Origin of the sequence: Cobetia sp. 10Alg 146 (assembly GCF_029846385.1) — a bacterium.
GTDB classification, from domain to species: domain Bacteria; phylum Pseudomonadota; class Gammaproteobacteria; order Pseudomonadales; family Halomonadaceae; genus Cobetia; species Cobetia marina.
Window position 1 is genome coordinate 207,103 of the sequence record NZ_JARWKT010000004.1, and the last position, 23,141, is coordinate 230,243.

The window sequence follows — 23,141 nt, forward strand, 5'->3', positions numbered from 1 at the left end:
CTCCTCGCAGTGCCCCGCCGCCCTGTCGGCGTCGGGTGTCAATAAGGGCATTTCCTGATTAGGAAACAGTGTTGCATAACCTTATCGACATCCCGAGGAGGCCGCAAGATGTCTCAATTTTCACGATCTTTGTCGTTATTTCGTGCATATTCCGTCGCCTGGCACCGAAGTTGATGTCGCTTCTACCCAACACCCTACTGCCTTGCACCATCTCTCTCGGTGAGCGGTCACGGTACCGCCATGCCTGCCTTGCGCACTTCGCTCGCTCCTCCATTGCCTCCCCCATTGCCTCCTCAGTGCCCGAGTACCTGTCAGGAAATCGATAGCGAGTCATGCACCACATTGGTTCACCCAAACCATACTCGACTCGGTCTTTCATCACCTTCTCTATAGGCAGGTTTCGCCAGGACACCAGGTTTCCATCGCCGGACAGAGCGTGAGAACGGAAAAATTCACTTTGCTGAATCGTGTCATTGAACACCGACATTTCCCCGTAACCTCACGTTTCATGCGGCCTTCAGCCCCTTCGAGACCAGAATCTCCGAGATCACCCGGGGACATAGCCCAAAGTTCAAGCACGCGGGCTTTGCGTTTTGATGACCATTCATCGATCATTTGCACCACACCTGAGTCATTTGATCGACAAAAGACGATCTACCCCTGTCATCGCCGATAGGAATGCCAAGGCGGCTGCGTGACACCTCGGGTAGGAGCAGCAAGACAAGCCGTAAAAAAACAGGAGCCAATCATGGCCAGTACTGCGCCAGATTTGGATCGGCAGATCGCCCATATGGACGACGAGCTACTGCCGGTACCACGTCACAAACTGCACCGGTGGCCGCACTTTGCCGGTCTCTATGCCGCCGAGCACGTTGCCGCGACCGAGTTCGTCATCGGTGCCACCTTCGTGGCACTCGGTGCCGGTATCTGGGATATCCTGCTGGGCCTGCTGATCGGTAATGGTCTGGCGGTACTCAGTTTCTGGTTGATCACCACACCGATCGCCATCGAGACTCGCCTCAGCCTCTTCACCTATCTCCACCGCATCGCCGGTGATTCGATGTCTCGGCTGTACAACTGGGCCAACGTGATCATATTCACCGCCATCTCGGCTGCCATGATCACCGTCTCCGCCACGGCGGTCAGGCTGTTGTTCGACATACCCGCCCAGACCCAGGCCTACCCCACCAGCTTCGAGTTCATCCTGCTGGCGCTGGCCGTTGCCGCCATCGTGGTACTGGTTGCCGTCTATGGCTTCAATGCCTTGACGGAATTTGCCAGCATCTGCGCTCCCTGGCTGATGCTGATGTTCACCGTCGGCGGCCTGGTGCTGCTGCCGGAACTGGCCGAGTCCGTCACCGGCAACACCAGCCTGGACAGTTTCTCGAGTTTCATTGATGTCGCAGGCAGTACCGTCTTCACCGGGATCAATTCCCAGGGCGAGGCAGGCATCGGTATCTGGGAAGTCATCGGCTTCTCCTGGGCGGCCAACACCTTCTCCCACTTCGGTCTGATCGACATGGCGCTGCTGCGTTATGCCAAGCGCATGCGCTCCGGCCTTGCGACCAGCACCGGCATGATGTTCGGCCACTACGTCGCTTGGATCTCCGCCGGCCTGATGGGCGCCGCTACCGCTGCCGTCGCGGGTATCAGCATCGATGTGCTGGAGCCGGGTGAAGTGGCACTGCACGCCCTTGGCGCCGCCGGCTTCGTGATCGTGGTCGTCGCAGGCTGGACCACCGCCAACGCCAACCTGTATCGCGCGGGCCTTGCCGCACAGTCGGCCATGCCGAACCTGTCGCGCAACAAGGCGACGCTGGCCGTGGGTATCTGCGTTGCGGTACTCAGCTGCTTCCCGTTCGTCTATCGCAGCATGCTGCCGCTGCTGACCTACGCCGGTCTGGTACTGGTGCCGGTCGGCGGGATCATCTTCGCTGAGCATCACCTGTTCCCGAAACTCGGCTTCAGCCGTTACTGGGCGCGCTACAAGGGGGTGAAGCACAACACGCCGGCGCTGGCGACCTGGGCGCTGTCTCTGATCTTCGGCTTCGGTCTCGAGATGGTCGACGTGATCCCGTTCTATTATCTGTTCCTGCCGACCTGGTTCGTCTCCATCATTCTCTACACCCTGATGGCCAAGTCCGCCGGCGCCGCTGAGTCCTATCCGGAAGCGGAAGCCACCGAAAAGCACTTCCAGGAGCGAGTCGATGCCTTCCACGCCAAGCAGGCCGACACGACCAATCATGCCCCGGTCAAGGACACATCAGGTCTGACCAAGGTCATCCGAGCCATCTGGATGGTGATCGGTCTCGTCATTCCCCTGGTGCTGGCGCTGCGCGTGCTGTTCGGCAGCCCGGACCTGGCAAGCTACGAAGCGAACCGCGAGCTGTTCTATGACGTGACCATCTGGTCGACGATCATCTACTTCATCTTCGCGTACTGGGAACTGCAGCGCAGCAAGGCGCTGTTCAACAAGCAGTCCCCGAAGCAAGCGGCCACCGCTGGCTGAGTCGGCAGGGGACACGCAAGTCCCCTGCCTGGTCCGCGGCGAAGGTAGCCTGACTCACGAGGGCAACCTTCGCCGCTGGCCGTTACGACCTACCCTTTCTTTACCCATCTTGACCCGACCGCGATATGCGGCAGGAGACCTCCCCCCATGACTCGTCTCTCCAATGCCAGTCTGACTCAGCTGGACGCCAAGGTTGCCACCCCGAACTACGATCGTGCTGCGGTCAGCGCCGGCATCGTCCACTTCGGCGTGGGCGGCTTCCATCGTGCACACCAGGCCATGTACCTCGACGAGCTGATGAACCAGGGCAAGGCACTGGACTGGGGCATCGTCGGTGTCGGCGTGATGCCGGGCGATCGCCGCATGCAGGAAGCCCTGTCCTCTCAGGACCACCTCTACACCGTCGTGCTCAAGCACCCGGACGGCAACTACGAGCCGCGCGTGGTGGGCTCCATCATCGATTATCGCTTTGCCCCGGACTCCCCGGATGCCGTGATCGAGCTGATGGCCGACCCGGCGATCCGCATCGTCTCGCTGACCGTCACCGAAGGTGGCTACAACTTCCACCCGGTCAGCGGCGAATTCAATCTCGAGAACGCCGACGTCCAGCACGACCTGGCCAACCCGGGTGAGGCCAAGACCAGCTTTGGCCTGATCACCGAAGCCCTGGCACGTCGTCGCGAGCGCGGCGTTGCCCCGTTCACCGTGATGTCCTGTGACAACATCGAAGGCAACGGCAACGTCGCCCACAAGATGTTCACCGCCTACGCGCGTGCACGCGATGCCGAACTGGCCGCCTGGATCGAAGCCGAAGTGCCCTTCCCCAACTCCATGGTCGACCGCATCACGCCGGTGACCACCCCGGATGACATCGAAGAGCTGTCCTCACGCTTCGGCGTGGAAGACGCCTGGCCGGTGGTCTGCGAGCCCTTCACCCAGTGGGTGCTGGAAGACCACTTCGCCAATGGCCGCCCGGCCTTTGAAGATGCCGGCGTGCAGCCGGTGGAAGACGTCGAGCCCTATGAGCTGATGAAGCTGCGCCTGCTCAACGCCGGTCACCAGGCACTGTGCTACTTCGGCTATCTGGCCGGCTATCGCTACGCCCACGAAGCCTGCAACGACCCGCTGATCGTCGACTTCCTGCTCGGCTACATGAACGAGGAAGCTCGCCCGACGCTGGCCCAGCTGCCGGGCATCGATCTCGATGCCCACTGCCAGACGCTGATCGAGCGTTTCGCCAACCCGGAAGTCAAGGACACCCTCGCGCGCCTGTGCGCCGAGACCTCCGACCGCATTCCGAAGTTCCTGATCCCGGTGGCCCACGCACAGCTCAAGACCGACGGTGAACTGCGTCGTACCGCGGCTGTCGTGGCCAGCTGGGCACGTTATGCCGAAGGCGTCGACGAGCAAGACGAGACCATCGACGTGGTCGACCCGCTGAAGGTCGAGCTGATGGAACGCGCCAGCCGTCAGCGCGAAGAGCCGACCGCCTTCCTGGACAACCGTGAACTGTTCGGTGATCTGGTCGATCAGCCGCGCTTCCGCGATGCCTACCTCAAGGCCCTGAAGAGCCTGCACGACAACGGTGCCCGCGCCACGCTGGAAATGCTGGTGGCAGACGCCAAGTAAGCTTCACGCGAAGTGAACAGGCCTGTGGGGGAAGGCAAGACTGCCATCCCCCACAGGCGTCAGCAGAAAGACAAAAAGCGAGACAGGCCACCGCCTGTCTCGCTTTTTTTGTGCCTCATGCCACGCCTTTCCTCACACCAGCGCGACGGTCCACAACCCTGCCAGCATGACGCCGATGCCGACCCACTTGACCATGGCCGCACGCTCGCGCAACCAGACCACGCCGAGCACCACCCCAAGCGGGATCGACAACTGACGCATGGCGACCACAAGGCTGACCTCTTCCGTCAGCGTCATGGCGATCAATACCAGCCCATAGGTCGCCATCACCATCACGCCGGTCAGCAACATGCTGCCCCGCTCGCCCCGCCACAGCATCGGCAGGCGACGACGCTCAGTCGGCAACAGCATCACCAGAGGTGCGCCCCAGGCGACCGTCATCATGGCCTGCAACACCAGAAAGACAGCGCCTGCAGACGTCGGCGAATAGCCGACACTCAGCATGATGTCGAGCGCCTGCTTGTCGATCAGCGAATAGCCGGTGGTCCCCAGCGCTGCCAGCAACGCGAACCCCAGCGCGGGGGTCAGATAGGTTCTCGCTCGCAAGCCCTGCGGACTGCTCAAGGGCAACATGAGCGCACCGAGCACGATCAGCCCCATGCCGGTGAAATCCGACACTGTCAGCGCCTGGCTATCCAGCAGGCTCAAGGAGACCAGCGGCACCAGCACCACGGGCAAGGCACGCGCGATGGGATATAGCACACTGACCTCGCCGCGCGCATACGCCCAGGCGAGCCCGCCCATGTAGAACGCCTGACACAGCCCCGTGGCCACCAGCCAACCCCAGAACTCATCCGGCAGCTCGTTGAACGCCGGCCCCAGTGCCAGCAACGGTGCAAAGATCAACGCCCCACTGCCCATGGCCAGCATGAAGAAAGCCAGCGACGGCGCTCGGCCCTTGCCCAGCAGATTCCAGCCGGCATGCAGACAGACCGAGATCAGGATGAGTCCCAAAGCCAATGAGCTCATGAGACACGCATTGCGTTCAGGATTCCCCAGGCATGGGTCATCGCCTGAACACTGTGACGTGAGCGGCAAGCCAGGCGGCGATTATGATTACGCATGTCTTCTTCCTTGTACGAGAAAAGCGCCATCAGCTCGCAGAGACTGGCTCCCACGTGACGGCAAGGATGAGGCGCTTTCTGACGGAATGCCGTCAGCACAGCTCGTCCCCAGGCAGTGGACAGGTGATCGCGGAAGACACCAGCGCGAGCCATCATCAGGCAAGGTCACCAGCCAGAGTGCGTTACCAGCCTTCAGCTGCGGCGTACTGGGGGCATCGGGCCGCCGAGGAGTTGGATTTGCCAAGACGCTATCACATTCGCAAGGTTCGCACTGATCGGGCATAGCTTGGCCTCACGGCTTTCTGGCTCGCCTAGCAAGCGCTCCCCCGCGGGCATTCGTGGTCGCCCTCTTTCTGCAGTAGGCTTGCGTGAGACTTTACTGATATGGGAGCCGCGACATGCATGACGTCAAACCCTTCGACCTCAGTCATCAGACCGCCGTGGTGACCGGTGCCAGTCGCGGTATCGGGGCCGCCATGGCGATCGCCCTCGCCGAGGCCGGCACCGATATCATTGCCATCAGTGCCAGCATGACCGCCGATGGTGGTGATGTAGGTGAACGTATCCGCGCCCTGGGGCGCTCCTTCCAGGGCATCGCATGCGACGTTTCCGACCGCAGCGCCATCCAGCAGCTGGCTGCGCAGTTGAGTTCGACTCGGGTGGATATCCTGATCAACAACGCCGGCACCATCGAGCGCGCTCCGGCCACCGAGCACACGGACGCGCAATGGGATCGCGTCATTGATACCAACCTCTCCGCCCCGTTCATCCTGACCCGCGAGATCGGCAAACAGATGGTCGCGCGCGGCAGCGGCAAGATCATCTTCACCGCCTCACTGCTCTCCTTCCAGGGCGGCATCACCGTGCCGGGCTACGCGGCCAGCAAAGGCGGCATCGCTCAGCTCACCAAGGCTTTCGCCAATGAGTGGGCCGCTCACGGCGTCAACGTCAACGCCATCGCACCGGGCTATATCGCTACCGACAATACCGAAGCCCTGCGACAGGATGCACAGCGCTCCCGCGATATCCTCGCGCGCATCCCCGCCGGGCGCTGGGGATCACCAGACGACCTCAAGGGCCCGGTAGTATTCCTCGCTTCATCTGCCTCGGACTATGTACATGGCACCGTTCTGACGGTCGATGGCGGCTGGATGGCACGCTGACGCTGGAAACGGCAAGGAAATGGCCATTCAGCTGCCCCAATAACACGGTCCCGCGTCATCGGAAATGAAAAGCCCCCCGACATTTGGTCGGAGGGCTTTTCATCTTGCTGTTGAGCAAACAGGGGAACCGCTCGATCCTGTGCCTACACCCCGGTGCAAGACTTGAAGCGAAGCGCGAGACAAGCATACACGAACACCTCAACGCCCTTATCCCAGGCCGTGCTTGCCACTCGCTGCAGAAATCAACGCCGCCCCACATACCGTATGGCAGCCGTGAAACGCTACCGGCTTGCCATTCAAGCTGATGGTGGGATGCCCCTCGATGATACTGCAGGTGCTGTGACCATCCTTGGGGCACGTCACCATGTCCCCCACCACTGCCACCGGCTTGCCCTCCAGCAGATAGTTGGACTGGGCAGACACCACCTTGCCACCATGAGTGGTGCTATCACCGAGCACGATGATGCCATCTCCGGAACTGAACATGGATCAACCCCTTAGAAAACGAATGAACGATAGTCAATACTCAATGAGTAAGGCGTAGGATCAAGTAATATACACCAATCAAATCTACTATCATCCCAATTGAGAAACATATAATTACCCACTCGTTTTCCCAGAATGACATTGTATTATAATTCTTCCAATTCAGCGTTTCCTCATCATCTTTTAATTGGCAAGCTTCAAGCACCTCTTTAGGCCATGCGGGTATCTTTGAGGTAAACATGGACAACCAACGGCCTAATACCATAGGAGTAGCGATAGGTGAGAATATGACTTTCAACAGTGGCTTATCGAAAATAGCGTATCCATGCAAAATCCCATATCTGGCACCTTCTCTGACGGAAGAACCTGGAACACAAAAATTAATTCTTGCTTTAGTAAGCTCAACTCCATCAGGCCTATCCATATAATCCTTAGCTATATTCCAGATATTTTCCAAAATGTATTTTCTATCAAGCATGTCACTGCCAATAGGTATGCGCTGTGTTTTACCTGACTTTTCTTCAATAGAGCTTAACCACACGACGCCGGGGATAAATAATACAGGATTCCCTTTCCCATCAGAGGTTGTATATTCGACACTCACTGAATCCCAATCTAAAATAGCTACGGAACCATCCCGCATTATGACAGAGACTTTTCGTTCAGCCTTAAGTATTCTTACTGAATACTGGTTAACCTTAAAAGAATCATACATAAACAAAAAGTAAACAGCCACATACATCAGAATAGCCATAAGTCCGCCTAATGCTGCTATTACAAGCAGTCCCATAGGCACTCTTTCATCTGAAATGACTATAATCGCGAAAGCTAAAATTATGCTAACAGAGATAGCTATTAAAAAAGCCGTGAAATTAAATCTGCCACGTGAGTCGTTCTCGCGGCCAACTATTTCAAGAAAATGATTATTGCACTCAGAAATCAAATAATTGCCATTCAATACCTTCTCATTGACATTCAATTGATTGACTCCTCAATTTATGTTCTGCTACATTTACAAATCCAAGCTTGAGCGGCATGCCGGTACGCATCCTCACAGATATACCAACTTGGTAAGTTCACGTAGATTCCTGACGAAAAATCCCACAGCCAAGGCTACGGGTTCATCGAATACAGATACCACATGGGTAAGCTCACGCCCTCACCTCAGGCCGTGCTTGCCACTTGCTGCAGAGATCAACGCCGCCCCACATGCCGTATGGCAGCCGTGAAACGATACCGGCTTGCCATTCAAGCTGATGGTGGGATGCCCCTCGATGATGCTGCAGGTACTGTGACCATCCTTGGGGCACGTCACCATGTCCCCCACCACTGCCACCGGCTTGCCCTCCAACAGATAGTTGGATTGGGCAGACACCACCTTACCACCATGTGTCGTGCTATCACCGAGTACGATAACGCCATCGCCGGAACTGAACATGAGCACTATCTCCGCTTTAGGGGATTCCAAGAAAAGGAAATACTTACATTATTTCATATTTACGCTGCTGTGAATGTCGCTCAAACTGACGATCAGCGACAGCAGGGTCCTCTGAAAACTCACCTGTATACTTTGGCTCTTGTAATATCATTGGATCATCTGATGCAACGATGCATTCGGCCTCTACTGACGAAGGCCATACAGGCTTCTTACAGGTGCCCAAAGTGAACCATCTGCCAAGCGTCAAAATCCAAAGTAATGGATAAAAAACAGGAGCAAGATAATACCGATAGTTGATAGCAAAGGGCCACATGTTAGCATAAACATGCATATAGCAGTTTTTCAAAGAGACCTCTGTTGACTTATCTATATGCCTATCCAAAGGTTCATCAAACAAGCTATCAAGCGGCTCTTCCATATAACGCCTGATAAATTCCCACATAGCCATTATTTGATTGACACGACTATCATCATAAAAATTGCCAACACTGAAAGTATCGACAATGACTCCATTTTTCATTACATGCCCACGCAAGTCACAATTATATTCCTGTTGATACCCTTTACCAATGTGCCAAAATATGTCATTCCAATTAACCTTTAGAACACCACCAGATTCTCGATCACGATAAATATACACCATCCTTTTTTTACGATTGAACCTAATAGGATAAAAGCTTACAGTAAGAAAATCTCTACCTAGATGATGCTTCCAGACAAAATAATCTGTTAAAGACAATATCAAAGCAATAATGAGAAATGTAACCACATGTATTGACATTACATCGATGGAATCTATATAGCTGCCTACATATATTGCAGAAAAAACACCTAAACCATTTATCAATGCAACCAATAAAAAGCCGAACGTTGTTTTTGACATTCCTCGGTGCCGATCAGCTCTATCAATGAATTCAGCGTACGTAGAATTCAGCTTTATTAAACTTCCATAAGAATCTGGAATAATCCCGTCTTGCCTGGATTTTGGAAGGGCCAAGAGACCGTCAGGATTTGATGAATACTTTATGGTTATTGCCCTCTACAATTTATATAAAACTTGGCCGCAGATTCTGAGTACAACACCTGAACTTCCCTGTGGGGTATTACACTTAAAGTCTGCGGCCGTGGTACATAACATGGTGGAGATCACCGCTTTGGGAATATATCTTCACCGCACTCATCAATTACACTTTGTGGCCGCTGTGGTAAACGACAATAGCGACAGAAAAAGTAGTGGCCCACGACTTGTACGCTAAAGGGGATCAAAAACACTGCGCGTACGATGGAATAGATTATATGAAACTTCTTTCCCTCTGAGGCTTTAGATCTGGGCTGAAACCGGTGGGCTGCCTCGGAGAGACTTGGCTTCAAATCAAGTGACCCTGTGACAGGCTCTACCGAATCGGGTCCCTCTTGCATATAACGGCGTACATATTCGAACCTGGCGGAAAGATCCTTGATCATCATTTGACGAGTATTATCACTATCAGTGATCATATAGTGGTAATCGTCGAACGAGAAGCTATCCCTTACACTATCATCTTCGTTGAACAGGTAGCCCTTTAGCTCGTAATAATATCCTTCTATACTGCCAGCCGAATAAGCGAGACAGAATGTGCACTCATCCCAGGAACAGGTTTTGGGTTGAAAATCGACATCACTTACAAAATGAATATTTTTTGAATCATGATTAAATATTGTATACTGAAACCCTTGAGTCTTTAGCTCGCTTTTCGCAGAAAATAAGAGAGGATAAGAAAACAAAAAACCAAGGGAAGCCATAAAAGATAATGCGATGATACCACCAACATCAACCTGTATTTTATAAACCCAAGGCATTACCAGTGGGAAAAACAAAAAGAAACCTAATATTACGCCCCCTCCCAGGGTTCCCCAAGAAACATATAATCCTCTTTCACGAAACCAGGACTCAGACAAAACCAAACTATGGCAATTAATGGCGCATACAAACTCTGGCGACTTTATCTCCTCTGCTTTCTTTTTGACATCAAACATATGTTTTTTGGAAAACGATGAATAATCAAGTCGATTATTGCTTAAAACCCCGACAGCTTCGAGTATCTTTCTCTGGACTTTATTCATGATCTGTTTTCCAGTACCTTTTGTAACTCTTTATCACTTATCTGGATGCTGGGCCAATAATATTAGTAGGTAGTTCATAATCGATATGGAGCTACAAATGCCCAAAACCCTCACGGAGTGGCCATGAGGGTTTTGGGGATAACTCACTCATCCCAGGCCGTGCTTGCCACTTGCCACAGAGATCAGCGCCGCCTCAAATGCCGTATGGCAGCCGTGAAACGCCACCAGCTTGCCCTCCAGCAGATAGTTGGACTGGGCAGACACCACCTTGCCACCATGTGTCGTGCTATCACCGAGTACGATGACGCCATCGCCGGAACTGAACATGGATGACTCCTATGCTGTACTGAAAATTGACATTGTCAAATAGAGTACAATTATTGATACATTAGCCAGTATTTATATCCAGCCCATAAAATCAAAGCAAGCAATACTAAACTACCAACAACAAAGCAAATTACTGGCCACGTTTCTTCCCAAAAATTATTCTCTGTATTGTCTTTAGATTGCTTACTATACTCATCGCGTACAATATCTTTATGCTGCAGATTCACCCATTCAGGCCAAACTGGAAGTTGACTAGTTTTAATAGATAATATTCTACACCAGATAAATAAAACTGTAATTGGGGAGGAAAGAAATTGCAAAGCATAGTTTGGCGCTAGTAATGCCATTCCTCTTATAATACTAAATCTTAGACTTTCTTTCTTTTCTTTTATAGGCATGCATAATTTCAGTCTCTCAGAACACTTTTCATATCCATTTTTTTCTTCCATGTATATGCGTATAAATTCCCATAAAGATACTGCATCATCATACTCTCCCCAAGCAGGATACCCTAACGTAATAGATTGTTTTATAACTCTTGTTTCGTTATCCAAGATAAAACCGCGAACCTCATAGAATGAGCTGAGAGTTACAGATTGCTTATTCTCGGCTACATGTATATTTAAATCATGCCAAGAGATTTTTAAAAAACCGTCGCTTGGAAGTATTGCATATACTTCTTGTTTCTTTCTATCAAATCTTATTGGATAATAAGTTTTCTTAAATCCTTCCAGCAGGAACAGTCTTATACCGAAATATAAGAACGGTAGTATAAAAACTGTCATCCCGGAGAAAAAATACCATGCTTCGATTTCATTTTTTTCAAGTGTAGCAGTGAAAAAGAGAACAATTACAAACAATAATAAAGCTAACAATGGAATAGCATATAGCAACGAATGTCCTTTATGGGCATACCATCTATCTACCATTTCCAAGTAGTCACTATTTATCTCAACTACAGATAGATGATCATTTGGAGCATCATGTGCTTTCTTTCCTTTAATTAAAACATTACTCAATTCATACGCATTCATTCTTCTACCCGAAGGTAGGCTCAAGTGTTTGGAAAGACCCAATCCCTTTATGTCCATTTTATCACTATCTATATTTTATAGAATCTTGGTCGCAGATTCTGAGTACAACAGTAAAGCCCCACATAACATATTGTACTCAGAATTTGAGTCTGAAGCTTTAAAATGATGAGCACTACCGCTTTGGAAAAATATCCTTACCGCACTCATCAATCACATTCTGCGGCCACTGTGGTAGGCGACAATAGCGACAGAAGAAGTAGTGACCCACAACTTGTACGCTAAAGGGAATCAAAAACACTGCGCGTACGATGGAATAGATTATATGAAACTTCTTTCCCTCTGAGGCTTTAGATCTAGGCTGAAACCGGTGGGCCGTCTCGGAGAGACTTGGCTTCAAATCAAGTGACCCTGTGACAGGCTCTACCGAATCGGATCCCTCTTCCATAAAACGGCGTACATATTCAAACCTGACGGAAAGATCCTTGATCATCGCTTGGCGAGTATTATCACTATTCGAAATCATATAGTGATAGTCATCAAATGAAAAGCTATCCTTGACGCTACCATCTTCATTGAAAAGATAGCCTTTGAGCTCATAATAGTAGCCTTCGATACTGCCAGCCGAGTAGGCAAGACAGAATGTACACTCCTCCCAGCGACAGGTTTTTGACTTGAAATCGACATCACTAACAAAGTGGACATTATTTGAGTCGGTGTTGAAGATTGTGTACTGAAGCCCTTGAGTCTTCAGCTCGCTTTTCGCAGCAAAGAACAGAGGATAGGAAAATAAAAAACCAAGAAAAGTCAAGAATGTTAAAAGAAAAATTTCCGCGATACCAACTGGAACATCAGAAAACCAAGGCATTATTAATGCCATGTACAAAAAAATACTTATAAGTACAGAACCACCTAACATTCCCCAAGAAAAATACAACCCTCTTTCACGGAACCAAGGCTCTGCTAATATGAGACAGTCTTTTCGTTTAGCACACATAAAACTTGGTGGTTTTATCTCAGCCGATTTTTTTCTGACATCCAGTATATGTTTTTTAGAAAATGATGAGCAAGTAAGTCGGTTTTTACTTAAAAGACCCACTGCTTCAAGTATCTTTTGCTGGGCTTTATTCATGATCAGTTTTCCAGTACCTTTTGTAACTCTTTATCACTTATCTGGATGCTGGGCCAATAATATTAGTAGGTAGTTCATAATCGATATGGAGCTACAAATGCCCAAAACCCTCACGGAGTGGCCATGAGGGTTTTGGGGATAACTCACTCATCCCAGGCCGTGCTTGCCACTCGCCGCAGAAATCAGCGCCGCCCCACATGCCGTATGGCAGCCGTGGAACGCTACCGGCTTGCCATTCAAGCTGATGGTGGGATGCCCCTCGATGATGCTGCAGGTGCTGTGACCATCCTTGGGACACGTCACCATGTCCCCCACCACTGCCACCGGCTTGCCCTCCAACAGATAGTTGGATTGGGCAGACACCACCTTGCCGCCATGTGTCGTGCTATCACCGAGTACGATAACGCCATCGCCGGAACTGAACATGCTTATCTCCTATCTAGTAATAAAATGCTTCATAAAATTCTATCACTTAACCAAAAATAACTGCGATCAATAAAAATTTATCTTCAAAGATCAACTATATAATAATAAACATTGATCGCTATAAAACCACCATTCATTTATAGCTTCACATTTACTTATGAATAAAAAAGTGATATTATATCGCAACATTTAACTATTTGAGTGAATATAGTGAGTAATTCATCTTCTACTGTTATCTTAGCAATGTCACTTTTGCTACTGTCAGGTTGCAATGAATCTGAGTCCAATAGTAAGAAACTTACTACCTCCGATCAGGAAAAAATCGCGGCTCTTATCAAAAAAACTGAAGACAATATGATTTTTGTCAAAGGTGGTACCTTCCAAATGGGCGATTTTGGACCTATTGATGAGGGGACCAATGGCTTGCCTTACTCCGTTGACAAAGACAACAAGCCGTTACATACAGTGACTCTTGATAGTTATTCTATTTCTGCCACTCAAGTATCTTATGATGATTTTGACCTCTACACATTAGCTACTGGTAAAAATAAAGTCCATGCAGTAGGTAATGAAGCACAATATAGAGCTCCCAGCCTTCCAGTAGGAGTTATGTGGAAACAAGCAAACAACTACTGCTCATGGTTATCAGAGAAAACTAATAAGAAATATAGACTTCCGACTGAAGCAGAATGGGAATATGCTGCACGATCGCGTGGAAAATTTTATTTGTTTTCTACCAATGATGGCACCTATCGGCGAGGAGTTAATACACCAACATACGATGATATTAGAAGTAGCACTCCAGCTTACTCGTTATCATCACCAACTAAAATAAAATCTATTCCGCCTAATCCTCTGGGCATCTATCAAATGGGATTAAATGGCCTTGAATGGACAAATGATTGGTATGATGCTAACTACTATAGCAATTCACCCGAATTTAATCCTAAAGGTCCAAGTTCGGGTGATAAAAAAGTTGAAAGGGGTGGAGGTTTAGGAGAAGGTACTGCAGCTATGTTTACTATTAACCGAAGAAGCTCTTTATTAGATGGAAAAATAGTATCCCCGTCCGGAAAAGTTGAAGATGGTACACTTGTTGGGCACACCTTTAGGTGCGCCTCTACACCTAACTAAACATATAGCTACGCATAATCAAACTCATTGCCATTAAAAACACAGTGAGTTTGGTTATAACATGGAGAGTCGAATCCCTCTATAACGTTTGGTTGCTTCTGATATTCTTCGGTATCATTTTTTACAACTATGGTACCTTTGGATGCAACCACTCTCAATCTTTTCTTTATTAAAATCAATTCGTCTCGATACTTACTCGATATAGGGTAGGGATAATCTTCTTCTCCCATTCCGAGAAATTCTAAAACTATATCTTCACCATGCTTATAAGAATGTTTCCTCCCTTTTAAAGAATTGACCCTCTGCATAATATTCTTATATTCAGAGAATGACTGAACATAATTAAGCAGCTTTAAAATAGCTTCTTTCCTATCTGTCATACTACCAAAAATAGTAAACTCTGACACTAAAACAGAATAATCCCTGTTAGCTGGCAAATATTTATCATAACTATCTGTCTTAATAAGTAATGCTATAAGCTTACTCTTTGCTTCAGGTGGCAATATACTCAACCGCTCATCGTCGGCGTCAATAATTGATTTCATTACACTAGCACGTTTTGATGCCTCACTATAATCCTTAACGTAACTCGCATTATTAATGCCATCAACAATATCCTGAACTAGGCCGTCTACTTTAGAGCTTATTTCTTGAGGTAGATCATACATAAAATCTTCAATAGCTTGCCCGTATGCTATAGAGAGTGTAAGTATATTGGTTAGGACCTCAAATGCCGTATCTTCGATGAACTTTAGATAAATAAAATCAGAGTTCTTAAGTTGATAATACGTCCAAGTCGCAAATTCACGTACCAATTTTGCATCTACTTCATAAGAAACTTCCCCAGAAGCACCTAGACCTAAACAAATACCAGCCTTTGCTCTAATTCTGAATCTACCATTTTGATAAGAAACACTGAAGTTACCAGCGAAATTCATGCCAGCATACGCAGCCACCCCTGCGCCAGTAATGGCAAATGGCTTGAATTCATGATCTACTTCGGGGCTTTTCCATTCCAACTGCATTCTGGCGAATGCTTCGGCTTTACCACCTATAAATGCTTCAAGTGTAGCCTCAGCCTTTTGTTCATTTTTATCTTCCTCCATCAAGATAATAGATTGCTGGCTTCCAGGAGGGCCCATAGGTACCAACTCACCTTTGGTACCTCGCGCTTTTATCCCACCCTGAGCCACTTCAAGATCAACATTTACCTCAGCTGCGATACTTGCGCCGACAGCACCAGACATACTGATGAATGCATGTACACGTAACATTCCAAGTTGTAATACTTGCTTATCATCTAGTTCGTACATCAACTTCAGGCCACCTGATGGCCGATAATAATCTATAGACCCTTTAGCTTCAAACAAGGATAAATTGGACTCGGCATTTGCTTTTAGCCTGGCCTTGCCTTCAAGTGGCGTGAGCTCACCAGTCAATCCACTAGCCCCATATGTCCAGCGCGCTAATTGTGCCTCTCCTGATAACTCTACTTTTCCGTCACGACTCTGCTCCTTACTACTCGGCTCTCTACTGTACTTGAAATTAAGCTGTTTATTCAGCTCTTTTGTCCACTTATAGAGATCGACCGTGTCTTTATCTTTTTTCAACCATTCATCAAACCAAGTAAAATCTGTTTTCAAGGTTTTTGAAATAGACTGATCTTTCAATTGACTATATATGTAATCCCATACGACTTCACCTTTTTCAAGCACATCATCTGCCAAAGAGGTAGCACCATCTTGAGCTATAGGTTTCAACTCAACTTTGGATGTTAATCTATCTACTACCTGAGAGCGCATATAGCACATGCGGAAACTCTGCGCATTTCCATCATTACGTCTAATAGGTATCAATTCCACGATAACATTACTTTCATCATCTAGGCTAGATAGTGATACCAAAATCTCTCTTAATGCTTGATTTGCTTTATCAACTTTCTTTTGGCCGCTAGCAATATTTTTTTCAAACTCAGCCTTATACCTAACACATTCTGGATCTTCTTCATCACAAGACATCATCATGGCTTCGTAGTTACTTAAATCGCCTTGAAGCCTCTCAATCTCCGCGTGATAATTTTCGACAACCGTTTCCAACAATCGTATTTCTTCCATACATGCCACTACATTTTCAGCAGGCACTTTGATTAATTCGTTTCGCCCAACTGCATAGAAAAGTAATGGCGATTTACCTATTGGAGCATCCTTTCCAACGGCTACAAGCCGAGTCTGTACCTTACCCTCAGACATATCACTTCCCAGTTAAATTTTTAACAAGAATTTATTATGCAAAGTCATCTAACCGATCAAGTACATCGACTTTCATCTGCTGCGAGGAAGATGTATGTACGCGTTGTGTACGACCTTCACCGTCACTACGCCCTTCAAACACCTGTCCTTCGGCCGTTGTTATACGATATCTCGCATACTTGAGAGGAACTTGTGTCTGTTCATCCTTCAAAGTAAAGAATTCGGAATAGATACCTTGAGGATCAGGCAAGGGGGTCAGTGATTTACTTAAACTCGTTGGCCCACCAAAGCTATGTTGCGCGCCTTTGACATCGACCTTGCCCGGCCCATGCACTTCGATGTTGCCGCCACTCAGGCGGATATAGCCGCCGCCGCTGGTGAGCAGAATCTCGTTCTTGGCCTGGATGGTGACGGTGCCTTCGGTGGAGGTGATGGTCATGTCCTTCTCGGAGGTCAGTTCCATCGCATCACTCTGCGCCTGCATTTCCACCTTGCCGCGTGCGGCAAACAGCTTGATGCCGGCTCGTTGCACGAACAGCGAGAACTTTTCGGAGAGCGAGGCGATCAGGCTGCGGCCGGTGGCCAGGTTGATGTCTTCGCCGCTGGTGACACTGAGTGACTTGCCCTGCGCCAGATGGGTGGATTCCGGCGTGCTCAGCGCGATGCCTGCCGGTGAGCTGACGTGCAGCCAGGGGGCATCGAGACGAGCGGCTTCACCGCGCCCGCCCGCGCTGGCACTTGAGGCGGAGCTGCCATCAAAATCACTGCCACTGTCTTCCGCGCCATAGCGGCCCTGGGCATCTTCACTGGCCAGCTTGAGGTTATCGAGGGTCGCGAGTGCTTCCGCCTTATGGCTGGTGGCGCTGTCACTGAGCGTATTGGAGAGCTGATAGGCGCTGGCCAACTGCTGCTGAGCAGGCGTGAGGTCGAGTTGTTCGCCACTGGCGGCAATCTGCCCCCAGCTGGTCAGCAGCAGGCCCTGATGCGCGCGGATGGCGCCATAGGCGTCCGAGCGCAGCTCGAAGCCGGTACCGCGGAAGCTGCCGCGTGTGTTGCCCTGCTGATGGATCAAGTAGCCGAGGTTGAGCTGGGACTTCTCGTGCTCCGAGTTCAGGCGCACACGCTCCTGATCGGTCGCATCATCGAATACCAGCTCGTTGTACTTGTTACCGCGATAGGTCTTGCTCTTGAGGCCCGAGAGCAGGCCATTGGAGTGCCATTGCGGGGTCTGGTCGCCGTTGTAGACCCGCCCGGTGATCAGCGGGCGATCGGCATCGCCTTCGAGGAAATCGACGATGACTTCCTGGCCGATACGCGGCACGAACACGCTGCCCCAGCCGGCGCCGGCGTTGGGTTGCGCGACACGCAGCCAGCAGCTGGCGTCAGCGGCGCCCTTCTCGCTGCGGTCCCAATGGAACTGCACGCGCACGCGGTTGAGCGAGTCGGTGTGGATCTCTTCGTTCTCGGGGCCGACGACAATCGCGGTCTGCGGGCCACCCAGATTGGGGCGCGGATGATCGAGAGACGGACGGTACGGCTGACTGAGGCGCTGGCTCTCAAAGTCGATCAGGTACTGGCCGGTGCCGACATCGGCGTAGTCTTCGTGAGCACTTTCATTGAGGCCATGCGCCTGGCGCGCCTCCGCCATGCGCGCCTGCAGGCTGCCCGGTAGCGCCTTGAGGTGCGCGGAGACCGGCAGAGCATTCTCGGCACAAACGGTCAGGCCCAGCACCAAAAATTCGCGCTCACTGGAATCGCCGTCTTCATGGCGGGCGTGCTGGCTGAGCTCGAACCAGCGGCCGACCTTCAACTGGCGGGTCCCGCCAGCGCCGTAGAAACGCTTGGCGCGGGATTCATGGGCTTCGAGGCGATTGACGGTCAGGCGTTCGCCGCGCGAATGGTCATCAAAGTAGTACTCGCCGGGATAGTCGTAGACTTCCTGCTCGCTGAGGTTGCCCTGATCGCTGCGCGTGTCCTGACCGGAACGTTTTTCCAGGCCCGGCTGCTTGTAATCAAACGTCCCGAGGCTGACGCGCGTCGGTTGCTGCTGACGGCGGCCGCTCCACTGGGTGATGGAGTCTTCCAGTTCAGTGGCGTCCTGACGGTGGAAGCGAATCACCTGTGGCTCGACCGGCGCACAGGTCGCGACATCGTCGGTGATGACGAGGCGGTGGCCATTGAAGTCGCTGTCGTCAGAGGCGTGTTCAAAGTAGTAGAACAGCCCCTCCTGCTCCATCAGGCGATTGACGAACTGGAAGTCGCTCTCGCGATATTGGACGCAGTAGCTGCGCGCCGGATACTCGCGACGCAGGTCCAGCCGCCAGCCACCCTGGGCTTCGCCCTGCGCGATGGCGTGGTTCGAGAACACCGACTCGATGACCTCGACGGCGGTGAGGTCCTGGAAGATGCGGCTGTCGCGGCCGAGCTTGAGCATCGTCATCCACGGCACCAGCGTCAGCTGGTAATAGAAGACGCCGCCGTCCTCACCCAGCAGTGCGGCCGACTCGACCAGCCCCGAGAGCTTGCGGTAGCTGCCATCGGCCTGACGCACCGAGAGCGCCGCCGGCTGCGCCATCAGGGTCTTGAGCTCGATATCACCGTTCTGGGAGATGCAGTCGAGGGTGTAGGCAAAGGGACGCGACATGCGCTCTTCCCCCACCAATCGATGCGGGATGAAGTCCGCGCCGCTCATCTCAAGCGTGAGCAGGCGCTCGTTCTGATCCAGTGAAATCTCGAACGACTCCAGCAGGCTATCCAGCCAGGAATTCTCTGCCATCCTTAACATCCTCACGGTGCGCGCGCTTCTTCGCTCGGCAAGCGAGTGCACCGGCTTGTTCAGTTCGGGTCATGCGTCTCAAGACGCAGCGATGTGCAACATAGGACGAGCACAGTCAACACAGGACGAGCACAGTCAGCACAGGGCAAACGCAGCACCGTCAGCGCTAACCGGCACAGGGCATGAGTGCCAGTACCTGAGTCTGAGTATCGTCCCGCAGCGACACGACCAGGGCGCTGTCGTTGTCTTCCAGTTCCGCGATCGCCAGCACCAACGCCAACGCCAGCCAGGCGTCTCCCGGCCAACCGCAGAAGCTGTCGAGCGTGGTGCCATCCTCGATCATGTCCAGCCCCGGCCAGCGGTTCATCAGGCTGGTGCCGGCTTCCACCGCACGACCGGGCAGCCCGAGACTATCAATCACCAGACGCATGGGCTCGAACGGCTCGCGGGTAGAGGCATGCTCGTCATTTTCCGCCTGCACGGGCCACTGGCGCTCGATCAGCTGCATCAGCGGTGCCGGCGAGCGGCGCAGTTCTCGGCTGCCCCGCGCCGCATGGGTCAGCGTTGCCGCCAGCGGCACCTGCCAGCCCTGCAAGGGAGCCGGTGAGTCAGGCGCGAGGCGCTCGAAGAGCAGCGCCGCGACAGCCTCACCGGGAAACAGACCGCTCGGGCGGGAGGCATACGCCAGCTGTCCGCGCCGCGACAGTTCCGAGACGCTGCTGTCGAACAACAGCGAGTCGACGCTGAGCCAGATGACATGCGGCATGCCACCCGACGCTTCAGCGGCCAGCAGTTCATGCAAGTCCTGCTCGGCCACCGCGCGATGCGTGACGCTGCCCAGCGCGTCGGCGAAGGGCGTGGCCGCCACCGTCTCGCGCAGACGTGCGATGAACCCCTCCACCAGGCTGGCATGACGAATCGGCGCACTCAGCACGATATCGAAGGGCGCGCCCTCCGGCAGCGCTTCCAGCATCAACAGCGCGTCGATGATCAGGGCCTGGATCAAGGTCTCGAGCCGCTGATGGCGGCGATCGAGACGTGCCACCTGCTCGCCGGAGGCAGGCGATGCGCCCGCCTGCCCCAGCGCGATTTCGTGTACCAACAGGCCATAGCCATCCGGGCCACGCAGGGTCGCGGAGATCTCGGCCGCCGCCGATGACGGCAGCTGCCCCTTGGCCACCGCCCCTGCCGAGGTCAGCGCCACGCCATCCAGCAGACACAGGGTGTCGGTGCGGTAGTCGCTGCGCACCTTGACGACCGGCGCCTCGGGCTCTGCCGGGCGCACCTGCTGCAGGCGGTCATAGATCGAGCTCTTGAACATCATCAGTGATCATCACGCCGCTGAGTGCCCAGGGTTTCACGGATGCCATCCACGACATGTTCCTCGCGGATGACATCACGCAGCCATTCCTCCAGCGGCATGCGACCCCAGCGCACGGCGCGTTCGACCAGATACGGCACCGGGCTGTGCGGCTCGCTGCCCTTGAAGTACTGGGCGACGCCATTGAGCATGTCGAAGGCTTCCTCGCGGGTCTGCGGCGTGGTGCGCAGTGCCGCCGGTGCCATGCCCGCCTGAGCGGACGGCGTGACACTCGCATCCCCGGTGGAGGCATCGCCACTTGCGGCGTCCGTCACTTCTGCATCGCTCTCGGCAGATGCCTGGGCCTCATCATCCAGACTGACCCCGCGCTCGCCCAGCAGTCGCTCGATCAACTGGGTGCAATCCGCCAGACCACGCTGCAGCTGGCTGAAGGTCGGCGCGCTCCCCCCCAGTTGGGCATTGAGCTGCGCCACCAGACCGGCCAGCGCCTGCTGGCACTTGACGATCTGCTGGTGACGCTCGCGGAAGGTCGCCGTCTCGGTCAGCACCACGGAGCGCTGGAAGATATCGGCGTTGATCTTGCCATCGGCCAGCGCGCTTTCCATGGCATCCACGTCGGTACGCGCCAGGTTCTCGACCTGACGCGACTCCTCATAGCGGTCGAGCCCGTAGAGCTGCCCTTCCACCAGCGGCAAGGTGCCGATCATGCCGGCGAGGGTGTCATCCAGCCAGGTCAGACGGGCGACACGCTCTTCATCACCTTCCTCGAGCGTCGGGTAAAGCGTCTCCCAGTACTGCTCACACAGCGCCGTCATCAGCTCCAGCCCCCAGGCCAGACCCATGAAATGATCCCGGTGCGCCAGGCCTTCGCAAAGCCAGCCCGCCAGCGACAGGTCCTTGCTCTGCTCGGCCAGACCATCAGCAGTCAACGAGATGACGGCATTCCAGTCGGACTTCTTGAGATCGGCCTGCCATTCGCCCTGACTGAGGTAGGCCGGGTCTGCGCGACGCGCTTCCTTGATCTCGTCAAAGAGCAGCGAAAAGCCCAGGTCCTCTCCTGTCCCATGAGCGCCGATTGGCGCGAGCAGTTCGTCGCGGTCCCATTCGTCGGCCATCTTGTCTCTCCTGAATCACGTGTTGATCGCGTTGCGAGGCAACGCCTGCGAAATCACTGTGGCGCAGTGCTGTTGTTTCAGAGCCAGTTAGCACAGCGCTATTGGTATAGAGCTATTGGCACAGACCCTGTTGGCAAAGAGCTGTTGGCACAGAACTGACAGCACAATGATTTCGCAGGCGCTCATCGAAGCAAACGGGGATGCACAAGGGGAAAACAGGCATGCCGGGAGAGCCTTTCGCTCCCCCGGCATGTCTTCTACCCGGACGTGATATCCCCTGAAAACGAGCTCACGCCAGCACGCTGGCCAAGCCCCGGGATGCCACTCTCCTGTTCATGGACGGCGACTCACGCCGCCGCGCCATGAGCCGATGCTCAGGAGTAGACGCGGTTGCGCGTGCGATCCCAACCACCGGTGATGTTGCCGCCACCCTGGCCATCGCTGCGCTTCTGCTGGGTGTAGGTGACCTTGATACGTGCGAAGTTCAGCTTGATCTCTTCAGACGGCAGATCGTGACGCGCATCGTGCACGGAATCGGTCGCACCGCCACCGCCGGCCTGGGAGAAGGACGCCATGCCTTCCAGGTCCACGGAAGACACGATGACTTCCTCAAGCTTCACTTCCATGTAACGCACCTGCTCGCCACCGGCACGGTGAACCTGCAGGGTGATTTCCTTGATGTGCTGACCGCGGCAGCAAGCTTCGAACAGCTTCGGAGAAGCCTTGTCGATGAACTTCTTGATCGCGAACTCACTCAGGTTGACGCGCTCGGCAGACGCACCACCGGCGGAGCTGGCAGTCGCGGAAGTCGCCTGGCTGGCGCCGAATTCGAAGCTCAGCAGCTCGATCCAGTCCTTGTGGTTGGTATCCAGACTCTCGCCCGGGATGCCGTCGATCTTGAGGTAGGCGTCAAAAGCCATGGTAAAACTCCATTTCCGTCATGTGATGGGTGGGCATCACGGGTAGCAGCCCTCCCTGGCTGCCACCTGCAACGCGTGTTCGGACACGCTACCGCCAGGAGATGCCATCCAGGCACCCCCACTGCGTATGTCCATGCTTCTCCGCTCTCTTGCGCCGGGCCTGCCTTCAGGCCTGTCATCCAAGAGCTCGACTCCTCCGTGAGTCGGCAAAATGAAACCGGTTGGGCGCTGCCCGTCAGTTCTGTTGTGTTCTGTTCA

Annotated in this window: 19 protein-coding genes; 4 read left to right on the forward strand and 15 right to left on the reverse strand. The window is 52.8% G+C overall.

The annotated features are described in order from the left end of the window. Positions 1 to 748: 748 nt before the first annotated feature. The gene (locus tag QD172_RS09210; RefSeq protein ID WP_084208867.1) at positions 749 to 2,509 is read left to right on the forward strand and encodes a hypothetical protein; all 1,761 of its coding nucleotides are present in this window, start codon (positions 749 to 751) and stop codon (positions 2,507 to 2,509) included. Between the two features lie 147 nt (positions 2,510 to 2,656). Beyond that, positions 2,657 to 4,138 (forward strand): mannitol dehydrogenase family protein, encoded by a 1,482-nt coding sequence (locus QD172_RS09215; protein ID WP_279855568.1) that lies wholly within the window; start codon positions 2,657 to 2,659, stop codon positions 4,136 to 4,138. Between the two features lie 132 nt (positions 4,139 to 4,270). On the opposite strand, the gene QD172_RS09220 is transcribed toward QD172_RS09215, so the two are convergent. Continuing rightward, positions 4,271 to 5,167, reverse strand: a complete 897-nt coding sequence (locus QD172_RS09220) for a drug/metabolite transporter (RefSeq protein ID WP_279855569.1) — start codon at positions 5,165 to 5,167, stop codon at positions 4,271 to 4,273. A gap of 493 nt (positions 5,168 to 5,660) precedes the next feature. On the opposite strand from QD172_RS09220, the gene QD172_RS09225 reads away from it, so the two are divergent. Next, entirely contained in the window at positions 5,661 to 6,425 is a 765-nt protein-coding gene (locus QD172_RS09225; protein ID WP_279855570.1) for an SDR family NAD(P)-dependent oxidoreductase, read from the forward strand. A 207-nt stretch (positions 6,426 to 6,632) separates the two neighbouring features. Here the strand turns inward: QD172_RS09225 and QD172_RS09230 are convergent, their stop codons facing one another. The 9 genes from QD172_RS09230 to QD172_RS09270 form a co-directional block, all read right to left on the reverse strand. Next, complete coding sequence (locus QD172_RS09230; RefSeq protein WP_279855571.1) at positions 6,633 to 6,911, reverse strand: PAAR domain-containing protein; 279 nt, start codon at positions 6,909 to 6,911, stop codon at positions 6,633 to 6,635. A gap of 40 nt (positions 6,912 to 6,951) precedes the next feature. Further along, on the reverse strand, positions 6,952 to 7,890 hold the full coding sequence (locus QD172_RS09235) for a hypothetical protein (protein WP_279855572.1): 939 nt from the start codon (positions 7,888 to 7,890) through the stop codon (positions 6,952 to 6,954). 180 nt (positions 7,891 to 8,070) lie between these two features. Further along, positions 8,071 to 8,349 (reverse strand): PAAR domain-containing protein, encoded by a 279-nt coding sequence (locus QD172_RS09240; protein ID WP_279855573.1) that lies wholly within the window; start codon positions 8,347 to 8,349, stop codon positions 8,071 to 8,073. 43 nt (positions 8,350 to 8,392) lie between these two features. Continuing rightward, positions 8,393 to 9,346, reverse strand: a complete 954-nt coding sequence (locus tag QD172_RS09245) for a DUF6708 domain-containing protein (protein WP_279855574.1) — start codon at positions 9,344 to 9,346, stop codon at positions 8,393 to 8,395. Positions 9,347 to 9,495: 149 nt separating this feature from the next. Further along, complete coding sequence (locus QD172_RS09250) at positions 9,496 to 10,452, reverse strand: hypothetical protein (protein ID WP_279855575.1); 957 nt, start codon at positions 10,450 to 10,452, stop codon at positions 9,496 to 9,498. A 147-nt stretch (positions 10,453 to 10,599) separates the two neighbouring features. Further along, on the reverse strand, positions 10,600 to 10,779 hold the full coding sequence (locus QD172_RS09255; protein ID WP_279855576.1) for a PAAR domain-containing protein: 180 nt from the start codon (positions 10,777 to 10,779) through the stop codon (positions 10,600 to 10,602). A gap of 50 nt (positions 10,780 to 10,829) precedes the next feature. Then, positions 10,830 to 11,813 (reverse strand): DUF6708 domain-containing protein, encoded by a 984-nt coding sequence (locus tag QD172_RS09260; protein WP_279855577.1) that lies wholly within the window; start codon positions 11,811 to 11,813, stop codon positions 10,830 to 10,832. A gap of 172 nt (positions 11,814 to 11,985) precedes the next feature. Then, complete coding sequence (locus QD172_RS09265; protein ID WP_279855578.1) at positions 11,986 to 12,942, reverse strand: hypothetical protein; 957 nt, start codon at positions 12,940 to 12,942, stop codon at positions 11,986 to 11,988. A gap of 147 nt (positions 12,943 to 13,089) precedes the next feature. Then, positions 13,090 to 13,368, reverse strand: a complete 279-nt coding sequence (locus QD172_RS09270) for a PAAR domain-containing protein (protein WP_077377206.1) — start codon at positions 13,366 to 13,368, stop codon at positions 13,090 to 13,092. A 210-nt stretch (positions 13,369 to 13,578) separates the two neighbouring features. Between QD172_RS09270 and QD172_RS09275 the strand changes: the two genes are divergently transcribed. After that, complete coding sequence (locus tag QD172_RS09275) at positions 13,579 to 14,502, forward strand: SUMF1/EgtB/PvdO family nonheme iron enzyme (RefSeq protein ID WP_279855579.1); 924 nt, start codon at positions 13,579 to 13,581, stop codon at positions 14,500 to 14,502. Positions 14,503 to 14,510: 8 nt separating this feature from the next. Here QD172_RS09275 and QD172_RS09280 read toward each other — a convergent pair whose 3' ends face one another. From QD172_RS09280 to QD172_RS09300, 5 genes are all read right to left on the reverse strand, one after another. Beyond that, on the reverse strand, positions 14,511 to 16,751 hold the full coding sequence (locus QD172_RS09280; RefSeq protein WP_279855580.1) for a hypothetical protein: 2,241 nt from the start codon (positions 16,749 to 16,751) through the stop codon (positions 14,511 to 14,513). A 34-nt stretch (positions 16,752 to 16,785) separates the two neighbouring features. Further along, a complete protein-coding gene (gene tssI / locus QD172_RS09285; protein WP_279855581.1) occupies positions 16,786 to 19,527 on the reverse strand; it encodes a type VI secretion system tip protein TssI/VgrG in 2,742 nt (913 codons plus the stop codon). Between the two features lie 166 nt (positions 19,528 to 19,693). Further along, on the reverse strand, positions 19,694 to 20,851 hold the full coding sequence (locus QD172_RS09290) for a hypothetical protein (protein ID WP_279855582.1): 1,158 nt from the start codon (positions 20,849 to 20,851) through the stop codon (positions 19,694 to 19,696). After that, entirely contained in the window at positions 20,851 to 21,963 is a 1,113-nt protein-coding gene (tssA, locus tag QD172_RS09295) for a type VI secretion system protein TssA (RefSeq protein ID WP_279855584.1), read from the reverse strand. The genes QD172_RS09290 and tssA overlap by 1 nt, the downstream gene beginning before the upstream one ends. A 374-nt stretch (positions 21,964 to 22,337) precedes the next feature. Continuing rightward, positions 22,338 to 22,883, reverse strand: a complete 546-nt coding sequence (locus QD172_RS09300) for a type VI secretion system tube protein Hcp (protein WP_084208878.1) — start codon at positions 22,881 to 22,883, stop codon at positions 22,338 to 22,340. Between the last annotated feature and the right edge of the window lie 258 nt (positions 22,884 to 23,141).